Origin of the sequence: Tepidimonas aquatica (assembly GCF_007556585.1) — a bacterium.
GTDB lineage: Bacteria > Pseudomonadota > Gammaproteobacteria > Burkholderiales > Burkholderiaceae_C > Tepidimonas > Tepidimonas aquatica.
In genome coordinates this window covers 1-14,139 of the sequence record NZ_VJNA01000030.1, presented here as the reverse complement: position 1 = coordinate 14,139, position 14,139 = coordinate 1, and the positions used below count along the sequence as shown (strand labels likewise).

Sequence of the window (14,139 nt, the reverse complement as noted above, 5' to 3'; positions counted from 1 at the left end):
ACGGGCTACGGGCCCGCGCGCCGCATGTCGGCCGCGGGGTTACCGCAGGGGTGCGGCGCTGGCCTGCAGCTGAGCTAGGCGCTCGGGTGTGCCGACGTCGGCCCAGGTGCCGTGCCAGAGCTCGGCGGTGACGCGGCGCGCGGCCATCGCGCGGCGCAGCAGCGGCGCCAGCGGCGCGGCCACACCGTGCGGGTTGCCAGCCGGGATGTCGCACCACGGCGGCGCGAACAGCGCCCGCTTGAACAGGCCGATGGCGGCGTAGGTCCAGCGCGGGCGCGGGTCGTCGGGGGGCAGGTCCAGCGCGTGGCCATCGTCGTCCAAACCAAAGTCGCCGCGTGGGTGCTGCGGGGGGTTGGGTACCAGCCACAGGTGGGCCAGCGCCGCGCCGGCGGCGAAGCACTGGCGGCGCGTGTCGTCGAACGCGAAGTCGGGCGCGTAGATGTCGCCCGCCACCACCCAAAAGACCTCGTCGAGCTGCGGCAGCGCCCGCGCGATGCCGCCCGCGGTTTCCAGCGCCCCACCAAAATCGCGGTCTTCCCTCGAGTAGCGCAGCGTCAGCCGGCCCCAGGGGGTGTCGAGCGCTTCGCCCAGCGCCGCCGGGATGCGCTCGCCCAGCCACGCGGTGTTGATCAGCACCCGGCGTGCACCACCGCGCGCCAGCGCTTGCAGGTGCCACAGCAGCAGAGGGTGGCCGTGCACGGGCAGCAGCGGCTTGGGCGTGTGGTCGGTCAGCGGCCGCATGCGCTGGCCACGCCCCGCGGCCAGCACCATGGCCTGCGCCTTCAGGGTTTGCGCGGATGGTCCGTGGGCGGGGTTTTGACTAAAATCAAGACCGTTTGTCAACACGTGAGGAGTCAGTCCGTCATGGCACACGCGCCCGAGCACACCCCCGAGCCCGACGTGGCCGAGTCGATCGTACACGTGATCCCGTGGTTGATCCCGTTGGCGGGCGCCATTTTGATGTTCCTGCTGGCCTTCATCGCCGTGATGGTTGGCTGAACACCCGGCACGCCTGCGTCAACCCGGTGCCGACCGCACCGGGTTTTTTGTTGCCGGCGCGGCTGTCAGCCAACTGTCATCAAGTCATGCAAAGTTTGCATGACGATTTCGGCGACGGTACGTACCGCCCGGGGCCGCGCTTCCTACAATGACCCGCCACGGCGCGGGCGGGTTGTGCTTGGCGCCGCCCCCAAACCTCGTTTTCTGTTGGTGCCGCGCCGATGAACGCTCCCGTGATGCAGGGCCTGCCGCTCAAGCCCCCGCCGTACGTCAAACACGCCCGTCTGATCGCCTGGGTGGCCGACATGGCCGCGTTGTGCAAGCCCGACAGCATCGAATGGTGCGACGGCAGCCAGGCCGAATACGACCGCCTGTGCGAGCAGATGGTGGCGGCGGGCACGCTCAAACGCCTCAACCCCACCAAACGCCCCAACGCGTACCTGGCCTGGACCGACCCCTCGGACGTGGCGCGGGTGGAAGACCGCACCTTCATCTGCAGCGAACGGCGCGAAGACGCCGGCCCCACCAACCACTGGATGGCGCCGGCGGAGATGCGGGCGATCCTGCAGCACGGCAAGGATGGCCAGCCCGGGTTGTTCGACGGCTGCATGCGCGGCCGCACCATGTACGTGGTGCCGTTCAGCATGGGGCCGCTGGGTTCGCCGATCGCGCGCATCGGGGTGGAGCTGACCGACAGCCCCTACGTCGTCGTCAACATGAAGCTGATGACGCGCATGGGGCGCGCCGTGTACGACGTGTTGGGCAGCGACGGCGCCTTTGTGCCCTGCGTGCACACGGTGGGCGCGCCGCTGCAGCCGGGGCAGGCCGATGTGCCGTGGCCGTGTAACCCCACCACCAAGTACATCGTGCACTACCCCGAAACGCGCGAAATCTGGTCGTACGGCTCAGGCTACGGCGGCAACGCGCTGCTGGGCAAAAAGTGCCTGGCGCTGCGCATCGCGTCGGTCATGGGTCGCGACGAGGGGTGGTTGGCCGAGCACATGCTGATCCTGGGCGTGACCAGCCCACAGGGCAAGAAGTACCACGTGGCGGCGGCCTTCCCCAGCGCGTGCGGCAAGACCAACTTTGCGATGCTGATCCCGCCCAAAGGCTTCGAGGGCTGGAAAGTCACCACCATCGGCGACGACATCGCGTGGATCAAGCCCGGCGCCGACGGGCGGCTGTACGCGATCAACCCAGAGGCGGGCTACTTCGGCGTGGCACCGGGCACCAACACGCTGACCAACCCCAACTGCATGGCCAGCCTGACGCGCGACGTCATCTTCACCAACGTGGCGTTGACCGACGACGGCGACGTGTGGTGGGAGGGCATGGGCGAGCCGCCCGCGCACTGCCTGGACTGGCAGGGCAAGGACTGGACACCGGCGGACGGTGCGGCCGGCCGCAAGGCGGCGCACCCCAACGCGCGCTTCACGGTGGCGGCCACCAACAACCCGGCGCTGGATCCGGCGTGGGATTCGCCCGCGGGCGTGCCGCTCGACGCGCTGATTTTTGGCGGGCGCCGCAGCGACACCGTGCCGCTGGTGACGCAGGCGCGCACCTGGATCGAAGGCGTCTACATGGCCGCCACGATGGGCTCTGAGACCACCGCGGCGGCCTTCGGCGCCCAGGGTGTGGTGCGGCGTGACCCGTTTGCCATGTTGCCGTTTTGCGGCTACCACATGGCCGACTACTTCCGGCATTGGCTCGACATGGAGCACCGGCTGGAGGCCAGCGGCCACACGCTGCCGAGCATTTTCTGCGTCAACTGGTTCCGCAAGGGGCCGGATGGCCGCTTCATCTGGCCGGGCTACGGCGAAAACATGCGCGTGCTCAAGTGGATGATCGACCGTCTGGAAGGGCGTGTGCAAGGCGAAGACCACGCGTTTGGCATCAGCCCCGCCTACGACGAGATGCACTGGGAGGGCCTGGACTTTGGGCCCGAGCAGTTTGCCGCCGTGACCGAGATGAACCCGCAGCATTGGGCGCGTGAGCTGGCGCTGCACCAAGAGCTGTTCGACCAGCTGGCGCAGCGCCTGCCCGCCGAGCTGGCCGAGGCGCGCTTGCGCATGGCGCAGCGCATCCTGGGCTGAGCCGGCGCGGCCGGCGCGCCGACGGGCGTTCAGACGTAGTACAGGCTGTAGCGTCGCCCGCTGGGCATCGTCCACAAACCCTCGGCGTCGCTGGCCGCCCACTCGCGCAGCCACGCGCTGCTGTCAGGGGTGTCCACGGTGGCCAGCGGCGCCAGGGCGGCGTCCCAAGCCGCCGGGCTCTCGGCACGGGTGCGTTGCGCGTCCAGCTCCGCCTGCAGGCGGCGGTCCAGGCGGGCCAGCGCGGCGGTGCGGGCTTCGGCCCGTGCGCGTGCCCGGGCCTGCGCCCAGCCGTCCAGCAGGGTGCCCAGGTGCTGGGCCAGGCGCCGTGCGGGCGAGGCCAGCAGCACGCTGCCGAGAAACACCACCGCCCACATCAACACCCAGGCGGCCAGCAGGTGGCCATCGGCCCAGGTGTCCATCAGGCGGTCGGTGACGACGGCCAGCGCCGCCACCCCGGCCGCCAGCAGCAGCGTGGCCAGGGCGCGCGGCGCCACGGCGCGGCGCGCAGCATCGACATGGGTGCCAGCCCCTGCACCCCGGGTGGGGGTGGCGGTGGGGGCGGTCGAGGTCAGGATGGTGCTCATGGCAGGCTCCCGAATGTTGCAGTGCAAAAACGCGGTAAGCGAATACTAGGGTTATCCCTGATGTAATTCAACTTTTGTTTTTAAATGGCTTACATTCACGTGGGTGATGACTAAGGTCAACTTCCGCACGCTCGACCTCAACCTGCTGCGGGTGTTCGACGAGGTGATGGCCGAGCGCAGCCTGACGCGGGCCGCGCACAACCTGGCGCTGACGCAGCCCGCCGTCAGCAACGCGCTGCGTCGGCTGCGTGAGCTGCTGGGTGACGACCTGGTGCGGCGCAGCGGCTACGGTGTCGAGCCCACGCCGTACGCGCTGCAGCTGTGGCCGGCGGTGCGCGAGGCCTTGCAGCGCCTGCGCGAGTCGTTGGCGCCCGGGCCGTTCGACCCCGCGCGGGCGCAGGACGCCTTTGTGCTGGCGATGGCCGACGCCACCGCCTCGCAGGTCATGCCGGGGCTGGTGGCGATCCTGGACCGCGAAGCGCCCGGGGTGACGCTGCGCGTGCTGCCGCTGACCACGCGCGACCCGCGTCCGCTGCTGGAGCAAGGCGGGGTTGACCTGGCGATCGGCTACTTCCCCGGCGTGCTGGCGGAGCTGGGCGCGACCCACTTGCAGGAGCAAGTGCCCCGCTTCCGGTCACAACGCCTCTACGACGGGCGCTACGTGGTGGCGATGCGCCGCGGCCACCCGCTGGCGCAGGCGCCGCTGACGCTGGACGCCTACTGCGCCGCGCGCCACCTGTTGGTGAGTTTTTCCGGGCGTCCGTTTGGCTTTGTCGATGAGGCGCTGGCGGCGGTGGGGCGACGGCGGCGCATCGTGCTGACGGTCAACCAGTTTTTTACCGCCGGGCAGGTGGTGGCGGCGTCGGACCTGCTGACGGTGCTGCCGCAGCATTTTCTGGGCGCCACCGGGCACGCCGAGGCCTTGGCCACGCAGCCGCTGCCGCTGCAGGTGCCGCGGGTGCATGTGGACATGTTGTGGACGCGCGCGCACGACGGCGTGCCGGCGCAGCGCTGGCTGCGTGCCGCCGTGCAACGCGCGGTGGCCGCCGCGGGGCCGCGCGATGGCTGAGCTGCGCATCCAGTTGCTGTCCGACCTGCACCTGGAGACCAACCCGGGCTGGCAGCCGCGCCCCCACCCCATGGCCGATGTGCTGGTGCTGGCCGGCGACATCGGCTCGTACCAGCGCGGGGCGGACGGCCGCGTCAAAATGACCGAGCCCGACTGGGGCTTGGCGCGCTTTGCCCGCTGGCCGGTGCCGGTGCTGTACGTACCCGGCAACCACGAGTACGACGCGCTGGACTGGGATCAAGCGCACGCGGACCTGCAGGCGGCCTGCGCACGGCACGGCCTGCACTGGCTGGAGCGCACCAGCACCGTGGTGCACGGGGTGCGCTTTGTGGGCACCACACTGTGGAGCGACCACGACGCGCTGGCCACCGTGCCGCTGCGGCGCAAGGGCCGCGCCCGCCCGATCACCGACGCGCAGGCGCACCGCGAACAGCAGCGCCAGCGCGCCTACCGCGCGGCCAACCACCACCTGGCGCAGGCCGCCACGCAGCGCCACGGGCGCCTGTTCGACGCCGAGGCCATGCGCGCCGAGGCGCTGGCGTGTCAGGCCTGGCTGCGCGAAGCGCTGGCGCAGCCGTGGCCGGGGCCGACGGTGGTGGTCACGCACTTTGCGCCCAGCCTGCGCAGCGCCGACCCGCGCTACGGCCTGCAGCCGGGCACGGCCGGCTTTTGCAACGCCCTGGACGATCTGCTGGCGCAGGCGGATCTGTGGCTGCACGGCCACCTGCACTGCCGCCACGACTACCGCGTGGGCCGCTGCCGCGTGGTGGCCCACCCCCTGGGCTACGCCGACAAGGGCGAACAGCAGGGCTTCGACCCCGACCGGCTGATCATCCTGCCGCTGCCTTGAGGCCGATCGCGGCCGCAGGGTCAGGACCCTGCCAACGCCTGCCGCGCGGCCCGTGCCCAACGGGTGCCCCTCGCAACCCAGCGCCCATGGCACGACCAACGCTATCATGCGCCTATGCTCAAACGCATTCGGGTCGAGGATGTACGGCTGGGGATGTACATCCACGGCTTTGCGGGGTCGTGGCTGGACCACCCGTTTTGGCGCAGTCGCTTTTTGTTGGATGATCCGCGCGACCTCAAGCGCATCCGCGCCAGCGCCGTGCGCGAGGTGTGGATCGACGTCAGCCAAGGGGCCGACGTGGCGCCCGACGCCAGCGTGACGGCCACCGCCGACACACCCGAGGCCGCCGCCGAGGAGACCGCGCGGGTGTTGGACGAAGCCCTGCAGCGGCGTGTGCAGCCGACCACGCAGCCGCAGGAGCTGCAGCGCGCCGCCCGCCTGCTGGCCAGCGCGCATGGCGCCGTCAAAGACATGTTCCACGACGCGCGCATGGGCCGCGCCATCGACCGTCAGGTGATGCGCGCCGTGGCCGAGGACATTGCCGACAGCGTCACGCGCAACGCCGGCGCCCTCATCAGCCTGGCGCGGGTCAAGACGGCCGATGAGTACACCTACATGCACTCGGTGGCGGTGTGCGCGCTGATGGTGGCGTTGGGGCGCCAGTTGGGTCTGCCCGACGAGCTGGTGCGGGCGGCGGGCTTTGCCGGCCTGCTGCACGATGTGGGCAAGGCCGACGTGCCGCTGGAGATCCTCAACAAGCCCGGCAAGCTCTCCGACGACGAGTTCGCCATCATCCGCGAGCACCCGCGCAAGGGGTGGCAGCGGCTGCGCGCCGCCGGCATCACCGACGAGGCGGCGTTGGATGTGTGCCTGCACCACCACGAGCGCGTCGATGGCACCGGCTACCCCGAGGGGCTGTCGGGCGAGGCGCTGACGTTGCTGGCCCGCATGGGGGCGGTGTGCGACGTGTACGACGCCATCACCTCCAACCGCCCGTACAAAGCGGGGTGGGATCCGGCGGAGTCGCTGCGGCGTATGGCCAGCTGGAAGGGGCACTTCGACGAGCGGGTGTTTCAGGCCTTCGTGCGCAGCCTGGGCATTTACCCCACGGGGTCGCTGGTGCGGCTGTCCAACCAGCGGCTGGCGGTGGTGGTCGAGCAAAACCCCGGCAACCTGCTCAAGCCGGTGGTCAAGACGGTGCTGTCGCTGCGCAGCGGGGAGCGGCTGGTGCCCGAGCGCATCGACCTGGCCGCGCCAGGGTGCAAGGTCACCATTGAGCAGCGTGAAGACCCGGCGCAGTGGCGCATCCCCGATCTGGACGAGATCTGGTCGGGCATCCCAGGGCTGGGGCGCGCGTCGGCGCACGCGTAGCGCGCGACACGCGCGGCCGGCTACGCCAGCGGCTCCAGGTGGGTGTGCGCCGCCGTGCGCAGCGCCGTGCTGATGCGCGTCAGCGCGTCGGAGGCCAGGTTCCAGCAATGCCAGTGCAGCGCCACCGTGTAGCGGGCGTGCGGGGCGACGTCGACCAGCGTGCCATTGGCCAAACCGGCCGCGGCCAGTGGCCGTGGCACCACCGTCACACCCCACCCAGCCTGGGCGGCGCGCACCTGCCCCTCGGACGACGGCACGAAGCACTGCTGCAGCCGCACCTGCGCCAAGCCAAACGCCTGGCAGACGAAATCGCGCTGCAAATCGTCCTTGCGGTTGAAGGCCACGAAAGGCACGCGGTGAAAATTGTGCGGCGTGAGTTGCCCCCCCAGCACCTGCCGCGCAAACGAGGGGCTGGCCACGGCCACGTAGGGCATGCGGCCCAGCGGCTCCAGCCGGCAGCCACGCAGCGGCTGCGCCAGCGACGTCACGCAGCCCATCACCTGCCCCTCGCGCAGCCACTCATGCGTGAAGTCCTGGTCGTCGTGGATGATTTCCAGCAGCACGCCCTCGCGCACCAGCGGCGTGAGCGCCTCCAGCGCCCAGGTGGCGATGCTGTCGGCGTTGATGGCGATCGATACCCGCCCCTCGTCGCGCGAGCGCTGCGCCAGCGTGGGGTCGAGCTCGCGCAGGTCGTGCTCCAGGTCGGCGCGCAGCAGCCGCATCATCTTGGCGTGTTTGATGAGCAATTGCCCCGCCAGCGTCGGGCGCAGCGGGCGGCTGCGCACCACCAGCACGGTGCCCACCTGCGCTTCCAGCGCGCGCAGCCGCTGCGACACCGCCGACTGCGTCACCGCCAGCCGCTGCGCCGCGCGTTCAAAACCACCCTCTTCGACGATGGCGGCCAGGCACTCCAGCGCGTCGGGGTCGAAGGTGGAGGTCATGGTCAGGCGATGGTGTGGGGGCGGGGACGTGGATAAGATTTTCTGATGACATCGTCGTTTGGTCAATGAGGCTTCACAAAGCGCTCGCGCCCGGGCACACTGCGCCGCACGACGACGGCCGGCGGGGTGCGGCAGCGGGTGCCGCGCGCACGGCCGTAGGGGAACGACGATGCGAGTGGTGGTTTTGGGCGCGGGCATCATCGGCACCTGCACCGCGTGGCACCTGCTGCAGCGCGGGCACGAGGTGGTGCTGGCGGATCGCCAGCCCGACGCGGCGCTGGAGACCAGCTTTGCCAACGCGGCGCAGATTTCGGTCAGCTACTGCGAACCGTGGGCCAACCGGCAAACGCCGCTGAAGGCGCTGAAGTGGATGTTCGATGCGCAAGCGCCGCTGCTGTGGCGCCCGCAGCTCGACCCGGCCCAATGGCGCTGGCTGTGGCAGTTTTTGCTGCAGTGTAACGACCGCGCCTTCGAGCGCAACGTGGCGCAGCTGGTGGCGCTGGGTGCCTACAGCCACGCCACGCTCAAGCAGATGGTGGCCGACACCGGCATCGAGTACCAGCGCAGCCAGCGCGGCATCGCGCACGTGTACTCGGATGCGCGGGCGTTTGACGAAGCCGCCACGGCTGCCGAGCTGATGCGCCGCCACGGCGTGCAGCGGCAGGTGGTGGGGCGCGACGAGCTGCTGCGCATCGAGCCGGCGCTGTCCGCCTACGCCGATCGCATCGTGGGCGGCACCTACACGCCCACCGATGAGCATGGCGACGCGCGTGTGTTCACGCAGGCGCTGGCGCGCTTGTGCGGCCAGCGCGGCGCGCAGCTGCTGTTTGGCCACGCCGTCGAGCGGCTGGGGGTCAGCGGCGGCGAGGTGCAGGGCGTGCACCTGCGTTGCTTGGCCACCGGCCAGCCGCGCGCGCTGCATGCCGACGCCTACGTGGTGGCCTGCGGTTCGTACACCACGCCGCTGCTGGCCAGCGTCGGCGTGCGTGTGCCGATCTACCCCGGCAAGGGCTACAGCGCCACGCTGGCGTTGCGCGAGCCGGCGCGCGCGCCGCAGGTCAGCATGATCGACGACGCGCGCAAGATCGCCATTTCGCGCCTGGGCGACCGGCTGCGGGTGGCCGGCACGATCGAGCTGGGCGGCTTTGACCTGCGCCTGGACACGCCGGTGGCGCGCGCGCGCTGCCACATGCTGCTGCAGCGCATCGAGGAGCTGTTCCCCGGCGTGGCCGACACCCGCTTGCCGCAGCAAGGCGGCGACCCCCAGTTCTGGTGCGGCCTGCGCCCGGCCACGCCGACCAACATCCCGTTGATCGGGCGGCTGCCGCTGCAGCGACTGTGGATCAATGCCGGGCACGGCACCCTGGGGTGGACCCACGGCGCCGGGTCGGGGCGTGCGCTGGCGGAGCTGATCAGTGGCGAGCGCCCGGCGTTGGCGATGACCTTCGTCGGCGTCGACGCGGCGCGCGGCGCTGCGGCGGCCGTGCCGACGGCCTCGCGCTGGGCGTGAGCGGCCGCCGTGCCGTGGGGGCATCGCGCGGGCGCGCCCGGCGCTGGCGGGCAACGCGGCACAATCTCGGCCCATGTTGCATCCCTCGCCCGAGCGGTTCCGGGCGGCCCTTGGGCGCTTCGCCACCGGGGTGACCATCGTCACCACGCGCGCGGCCGATGGCGCGCCTGTGGGCCTGACCGTCAACTCGTTCAATTCCGTCTCGCTGCAGCCGCCGTTGGTGCTGTGGAGCCTGGACGTGCGCTCGCGCGCGTTGCCGGTGTTTGCCCACACCACGCACTGGGCGGTGCACGTACTGGGCGCGCAGCAGCAGGCGCTGGCCGAGCGCTTCGCGCGCCGCGACGTCGACCGCTGGGCCGGCGTGCCGTGGACGCCCAGCGCCGACGGCGTGCCGTTGCTGCCAGGCTGCGCGGCGGTGCTGGAGTGCCGCGCGCGCAGCCGCTACCCCGAAGGCGACCATGTGATCCTGGTCGGCGAGGTGCTGCGCTGCCAGCATGACGATGGCGCCGGCGTCCTGCTGTACCATGGCGGACGCCTGTTCACCGCCCCTCCGCCGCCGTGACCACCAACGCACTGCCTGCGCGCAAAGACCACCTGGACACCCTGGCGGTGACGGTGCTGGTGGCGTGCTGCGCGTTTTGGGGCTTGCAGCAGATCCTCATCAAAGTGGCGGGGCGCGAGATCGCCCCGATGTGGCAGGCGGCACTGCGCATGTGGGGCGCCACCGCGCTGCTGTGGGGGTGGTGCCGCTGGCGCGGTGTGGCGCTGGGGCGGCGCGACGGCTCGTGGCCCGGCGGACTGCTGGTGGGCGCGCTGTTTGCGGCGGAGTTCGTGTGCATCTACCTGGGGCTGCAGTACACCCCCGCATCGCGCTTGACGGTGTTTTTGTACACCAGCCCGTTTTGGGTGGCGCTGCTGTTGCCGCGCTGGGTGCCCAGCGAACGGCTGCGGCCGGCGCAATGGCTCGGGCTGTGCGTGGCGTTCGTGGCGGTGGCGCTGGCCTTTGGCGAGGCGTTCGTGCACGGCTCGGCACCGGGGCAGTGGAAGGGTGACGCGCTGGGGCTGGCCGCCGGTGTCTTTTGGGGCTTGACGACGGTGGCCATCCGCACGACGCGCGTGGCCACGGTCACGGCCGAACAATCGTTGATGTACCAACTGGGGGTCACCGCGTTGGTGACGCCGCTGCTGTCGCTGGCGTTGGGCGAGACGTGGTCGCTGGATTACTCCGCCGTGGCGTGGGGGTCGGTGGCGCTGCAAACGGTGGTGGGCGCGTTTGCCAGCTACCTGGTCTGGATGTGGATGCTGCGCCACTACCCGGCCACCCGCATGGCCACGTTCACGTTTTTGACGCCGCTGTTTGCGCTGGTGTTTGGGGTCGCGCTGCTGGGCGAGCCGTTGACGCCACGCCTGCTGCTGGCGCTGCTGGGGGTGGCCACCGGCATCGTGCTGGTCAGCCGGCGTTAGTCCACCTGCACCGCGTCCAGCGCCGGGTGCAGCTCGTCGAGCCAGTAATCGACCTCGGCGGCGCCGATGTGCTCGCACGCGATGGCGCGCCGCGTCGAGCTTTCCCAAAAGTGCGCCAGCACCGGCGAGTGCACGCGCAAGGCCGAGCGCGTCAAAAAGCCCATCAACAACTGCACCGCGGGGCGTACGCCCATCACGGTCAGCGCCTGCCCGACGGTGGCCACCGGCGTTTGCAGCCCGTACAAGGGGCTGTTGGCCTGGCGAATCAGCGCCGCCGCCATCGCCACATCGGCGCTGGCGATGGCTTCGAGCACGCCGGGCTCGGGGTCACCGTGCGCGGTGGCCTCCAGCAGTTGGCGCAGCAGCTGCGGGCAGGGCGGAATGACGATGTCGCGCACGGGCCCGCGCGTACGGGCGTGGTCGAGTTCGGCTTCGATGGCGGCGTCGCGCATGGGCGCTAGTGTGCCGTTGGTGCTTGAGCGTGCGTTGACACGGCGGCCGAGGCTGCGGTGTCGTTGGCCGGCAGGTGCCGCTGGGCGTAGTCGACGTACCAGGCCAGGCACTGGGGGTTGGCCATTGCATCGGGGTTGATGACCCGCTCGGGGGGGTGGCCCAGCAACAGCTTTTTGATCGGCAGCTCCTGCTTTTTGCCGCTGAGTGTGCGTGGAATGTCAGGGGCTTGCTCGATGACGTCGGGCACGAAGCGCGGCGACAGCCGCGCGCGGATCGCCGCGCGGATGCGCTCACGCAGCGCATCGTCCAGCGCCAGCCCAGGACGCAGCACGACGAACAGCGGCATGAAGCTGGCCCGGCCCAGGTATTCGACGTCCACCACCAGGCTGTCGAGCACCTCCGGCAGGGCTTCGACGGCGGCGTACAGTTCGCTGGTGCCCATGCGCAGCCCGTGGCGGTTGAGCGTGGCGTCGGAGCGCCCATAGATTACGCAGCCGCCGTCGGGGCGCACCTCCAGCCAGTCGCCATGGCGCCACACGCCAGGGTAGGTGTCGAAGTAGCTCGACAGGTAGCGCGCGTGCCCGGGGTCGTTCCACAAGTACAGCGGCATCGACGGAATGGGGCGCGTGCACACAAGCTCGCCGACCTGACCCACCAGGGGGCGACCATGCTCGTCCCAGGCCTCGACGGCGCAGCCGAGCTGCCGGCATTGCATCTGGCCGGGGATCTGTGGCAGCTCGCGGTGGCCGCCGATGAAGGCGCCGCAAAAATCGGTGCCGCCCGAAATGTTGCACCACCACACCGGGCCGCTGGGGCCGCCCGGCAGCGCGCCGTCTTGCACGGGGTGGCCGGCCAGGGCATAGACACGCTCGAACTGCGCACTGCCCCAGCGCTGCACCTCGGGCGGCAGCGGCGAGCCGGTCGAGCCCAGCGCCCGCACGTGCGACAGGTCGTGGCCCTGGGCCTGCAGCGCGGCCAGGTCCACGCCAGCCTTCATCATGTGGGTGTACAGCGCTGCGCCGGCGCCGAAAAACGTCACCCGGTGCCGCGCGGCGAAGCGCCACAGCACGCTCCAATCCGGCTCGTCCTTGCGCCCGCTGGGGCTGCCGTCGTACAGCACGATCGTCGTGCCGCCCAGCAGGCCAGCCACCTGGGCGTTCCACATCACCCAGCCGGTGGAGCTGTACCAATGGAAGCGCTCGCCCCACGAGTTGGCGTCGTAGCTCGGGCCGATGTCGTTGTGCAGCACCTTCAGCGCCAATCCGGTCAGCACGATGCCGCCGTGGCCGTGCACGATCGGCTTGGGCAGCCCAGTGGTGCCGCTGGAGTACACGATCCACAGCGGGTGGTCAAACGGCACCGGTTCGGGGGCAAAGGCGCGCACCGCGGCGTCGTCGCGGTCGGCAAGGGCGGCGAAGTCGTGCGTGTCCGCCAGACGCTCGGCCGCGTAGGGGGTGCGCAGCGTGATGACGTGCTGCAGCGTCGGCAGGCCCACGCGCAGCTCGCGCACGGTGGCGCTGCGGTCCAGTGGGCGTCCGCCGTAGTGCACCCCGTCGGCCGCGATCAGCACCTTGGGCTCGATCTGGCGGAAGCGGTCCAGCACCGCCGCCGTGCCCATGTCGGGCGCGCACAGGCTCCAGATCGCCCCCAGGCTGGCGCTGGCCAGCAGCGCCACCACCGCCTCGGGCCGGTTGGGCAGGTAAGCCGCCACCCGGTCACCGCGCTGCACGCCCAGGGCGCGCAGGCCCACCGCCAGCGCCGCCACCTGGCGTTGCAGTTCGCGCCAGCCCAGCGTGCGCACGCGGCCCAGTTCGTCTTCGGCAATGATGGCCGGCATGCCAGCAGCCTCGGCCGGCTCGACGTGCCGCCAGACTTGCGCCGCGTAGTTGAGCTGCGCGCCGACGAACCAGCGCACGTGCGGCATCGGCCCACCCTGCAGCACCGCCTCGATCGGGGTCGGGGAGCTAAGCTCGAAATAGTCCCACACGCTGTGCCAAAAGCCCTCCAGGTCGCTGACCGACCAGCGCCACAGCGCGTCGTAGTCATCGAACGTCAGGCCGCGGTGGGCGCGCAGCCAGCGCTGGTAGCGGCGGATCTGGGGCTCGAACAGCGGCACGGGGGAATGAGCGTTCATGGGCCGCAGCTTAGCCAATCCAGGCCGCGGCGCGGCGTCGCCTGGGCGTCAACCTTGCGTCGGGTGGCGCAACGCTGACGCCAGGCTTGCAGCGGGCACCCCGGTGCAGGCACAATCGCGCCCATTTGCTACGACACGAGGAGCGAGAACCGATGTTCCACTGGTCCCCCCAGTCCGACGCCGTGCTGCGCGACGGTGGCGTCATCGCCCCGGACGAGCGGCTGCCGTGGCCGCAGACGGCCTTGCTGGGCGTGCAGCACCTGATTGCGATGTTCGGCGCCACGGTGCTGGCGCCGATCCTGATGGGGTTCGACCCCAACGTGGCGGTGCTGATGAGCGGCATCGGCACGCTGATCTTTTTTTTGGTCACCGGCGGCAAGGTGCCCAGCTACCTGGGGTCGAGCTTTGCCTTCATCGGCGTGGTGATCGCCGCCACCGGCTACGCCGGGCCGGGGCCCAACGCCAACATCGGCGTGGCGCTGGGGGGCATCATCGCCTGCGGGGCAATGTATTTCGTCATCGGCGCCGTGGTGCAAGCGCTAGGTGTCAGGTCCCGGACGATTGCATTGATCCGCGACGTCGTGCATTATTCATAGGTCGCGAGACGATGCGTGAGCTGATCGAGGAACTACGGAGGCAAAAGTCATGATGGTTCGACTGCACAAGAACGC

At 70.6% G+C, this 14,139-nt stretch carries 14 protein-coding genes; 9 read left to right on the top strand and 5 right to left on the bottom strand.

What is annotated here, in order from left to right; translation table 11 throughout:
• Positions 1-39: 39 nt before the first annotated feature.
• Entirely contained in the window at positions 40-771 is a 732-nt protein-coding gene (locus Taqua_RS10600) for a nucleotidyltransferase family protein (protein WP_144326626.1), read from the bottom strand.
• 93 nt (positions 772-864) lie between these two features.
• Here Taqua_RS10600 and Taqua_RS13735 point away from each other — a divergent pair, with 93 nt between their 5' ends.
• A complete protein-coding gene (locus tag Taqua_RS13735) occupies positions 865-999 on the top strand; it encodes a hypothetical protein (protein ID WP_260680264.1) in 135 nt (44 codons plus the stop codon).
• A 221-nt stretch (positions 1,000-1,220) separates the two neighbouring features.
• The gene (locus Taqua_RS10595) at positions 1,221-3,092 is read left to right on the top strand and encodes a phosphoenolpyruvate carboxykinase (GTP) (protein WP_144326625.1); all 1,872 of its coding nucleotides are present in this window, start codon (positions 1,221-1,223) and stop codon (positions 3,090-3,092) included.
• Between the two features lie 29 nt (positions 3,093-3,121).
• Here the strand turns inward: Taqua_RS10595 and Taqua_RS10590 are convergent, their stop codons facing one another.
• Positions 3,122-3,676 (bottom strand): hypothetical protein, encoded by a 555-nt coding sequence (locus tag Taqua_RS10590; RefSeq protein ID WP_144326624.1) that lies wholly within the window; start codon positions 3,674-3,676, stop codon positions 3,122-3,124.
• A 106-nt stretch (positions 3,677-3,782) separates the two neighbouring features.
• Here Taqua_RS10590 and Taqua_RS10585 point away from each other — a divergent pair, with 106 nt between their 5' ends.
• The 3 genes from Taqua_RS10585 to Taqua_RS10575 all read left to right on the top strand — a co-directional run bounded on the left by Taqua_RS10585 (position 3,783) and on the right by Taqua_RS10575 (position 6,966).
• Entirely contained in the window at positions 3,783-4,745 is a 963-nt protein-coding gene (locus Taqua_RS10585; RefSeq protein WP_144326623.1) for a LysR family transcriptional regulator, read from the top strand.
• Between the two features lies 1 nt (position 4,746).
• The gene (locus Taqua_RS10580) at positions 4,747-5,595 is read left to right on the top strand and encodes a metallophosphoesterase (protein WP_144326641.1); all 849 of its coding nucleotides are present in this window, start codon (positions 4,747-4,749) and stop codon (positions 5,593-5,595) included.
• A gap of 114 nt (positions 5,596-5,709) precedes the next feature.
• Positions 5,710-6,966 (top strand): HD-GYP domain-containing protein, encoded by a 1,257-nt coding sequence (locus Taqua_RS10575; protein ID WP_144326622.1) that lies wholly within the window; start codon positions 5,710-5,712, stop codon positions 6,964-6,966.
• 20 nt (positions 6,967-6,986) lie between these two features.
• Here Taqua_RS10575 and Taqua_RS10570 read toward each other — a convergent pair whose 3' ends face one another.
• Positions 6,987-7,907 (bottom strand): LysR family transcriptional regulator ArgP, encoded by a 921-nt coding sequence (locus tag Taqua_RS10570; RefSeq protein ID WP_144326621.1) that lies wholly within the window; start codon positions 7,905-7,907, stop codon positions 6,987-6,989.
• A 169-nt stretch (positions 7,908-8,076) separates the two neighbouring features.
• On the opposite strand from Taqua_RS10570, the gene Taqua_RS10565 reads away from it, so the two are divergent.
• The 3 genes from Taqua_RS10565 (at position 8,077) to Taqua_RS10555 (ending at position 10,881) form a co-directional block, all read left to right on the top strand.
• Positions 8,077-9,417 (top strand): D-amino acid dehydrogenase, encoded by a 1,341-nt coding sequence (locus Taqua_RS10565; RefSeq protein ID WP_144326620.1) that lies wholly within the window; start codon positions 8,077-8,079, stop codon positions 9,415-9,417.
• 73 nt (positions 9,418-9,490) lie between these two features.
• On the top strand, positions 9,491-9,979 hold the full coding sequence (locus tag Taqua_RS10560; protein WP_144326619.1) for a flavin reductase family protein: 489 nt from the start codon (positions 9,491-9,493) through the stop codon (positions 9,977-9,979).
• A gap of 11 nt (positions 9,980-9,990) precedes the next feature.
• Positions 9,991-10,881, top strand: coding sequence for a DMT family transporter (locus Taqua_RS10555; protein ID WP_144326640.1), 891 nt, complete (start codon positions 9,991-9,993; stop codon positions 10,879-10,881).
• On the opposite strand, the gene Taqua_RS10550 is transcribed toward Taqua_RS10555, so the two are convergent.
• Together Taqua_RS10550 and Taqua_RS10545 are read right to left on the bottom strand one after the other, a co-directional pair.
• Positions 10,878-11,333: an HDOD domain-containing protein gene (locus Taqua_RS10550; RefSeq protein WP_144326618.1), complete on the bottom strand. Its 456-nt coding sequence runs from the start codon at positions 11,331-11,333 to the stop codon at positions 10,878-10,880. The two genes, Taqua_RS10555 and Taqua_RS10550, sit on opposite strands and share 4 nt — an antisense overlap.
• A gap of 5 nt (positions 11,334-11,338) precedes the next feature.
• Positions 11,339-13,468 carry an acetoacetate--CoA ligase gene (locus Taqua_RS10545; RefSeq protein WP_144326617.1) on the bottom strand — a complete coding sequence of 710 codons (2,130 nt, stop codon included), beginning with the start codon at positions 13,466-13,468 and terminating at the stop codon, positions 11,339-11,341.
• Positions 13,469-13,620: 152 nt separating this feature from the next.
• On the opposite strand from Taqua_RS10545, the gene Taqua_RS10540 reads away from it, so the two are divergent.
• Complete coding sequence (locus tag Taqua_RS10540; RefSeq protein ID WP_281287781.1) at positions 13,621-14,064, top strand: solute carrier family 23 protein; 444 nt, start codon at positions 13,621-13,623, stop codon at positions 14,062-14,064.
• The last annotated feature ends 75 nt before the right edge of the window (positions 14,065-14,139 follow it).

What these genes read in the sequence shown, in the direction of transcription:
- Taqua_RS10600 (WP_144326626.1), bottom strand. Translation starts at nt 771, where the DNA reads ATGGTGCTGGCCGCGGGGCGTGGCCAGCGCATGCGGCCGCTGACCGAC.
- Taqua_RS13735 (WP_260680264.1), top strand. Translation starts at nt 865, where the DNA reads ATGGCACACGCGCCCGAGCACACCCCCGAGCCCGACGTGGCCGAGTCG.
- Taqua_RS10595 (WP_144326625.1), top strand. Translation starts at nt 1,221, where the DNA reads ATGAACGCTCCCGTGATGCAGGGCCTGCCGCTCAAGCCCCCGCCGTAC.
- Taqua_RS10590 (WP_144326624.1), bottom strand. Translation starts at nt 3,676, where the DNA reads ATGAGCACCATCCTGACCTCGACCGCCCCCACCGCCACCCCCACCCGG.
- Taqua_RS10585 (WP_144326623.1), top strand. Translation starts at nt 3,783, where the DNA reads ATGACTAAGGTCAACTTCCGCACGCTCGACCTCAACCTGCTGCGGGTG.
- Taqua_RS10575 (WP_144326622.1), top strand. Translation starts at nt 5,710, where the DNA reads ATGCTCAAACGCATTCGGGTCGAGGATGTACGGCTGGGGATGTACATC.
- Taqua_RS10570 (WP_144326621.1), bottom strand. Translation starts at nt 7,907, where the DNA reads ATGACCTCCACCTTCGACCCCGACGCGCTGGAGTGCCTGGCCGCCATC.
- Taqua_RS10565 (WP_144326620.1), top strand. Translation starts at nt 8,077, where the DNA reads ATGCGAGTGGTGGTTTTGGGCGCGGGCATCATCGGCACCTGCACCGCG.
- Taqua_RS10560 (WP_144326619.1), top strand. Translation starts at nt 9,491, where the DNA reads ATGTTGCATCCCTCGCCCGAGCGGTTCCGGGCGGCCCTTGGGCGCTTC.
- Taqua_RS10550 (WP_144326618.1), bottom strand. Translation starts at nt 11,333, where the DNA reads ATGCGCGACGCCGCCATCGAAGCCGAACTCGACCACGCCCGTACGCGC.
- Taqua_RS10545 (WP_144326617.1), bottom strand. Translation starts at nt 13,468, where the DNA reads ATGAACGCTCATTCCCCCGTGCCGCTGTTCGAGCCCCAGATCCGCCGC.
- Taqua_RS10540 (WP_281287781.1), top strand. Translation starts at nt 13,621, where the DNA reads ATGTTCCACTGGTCCCCCCAGTCCGACGCCGTGCTGCGCGACGGTGGC.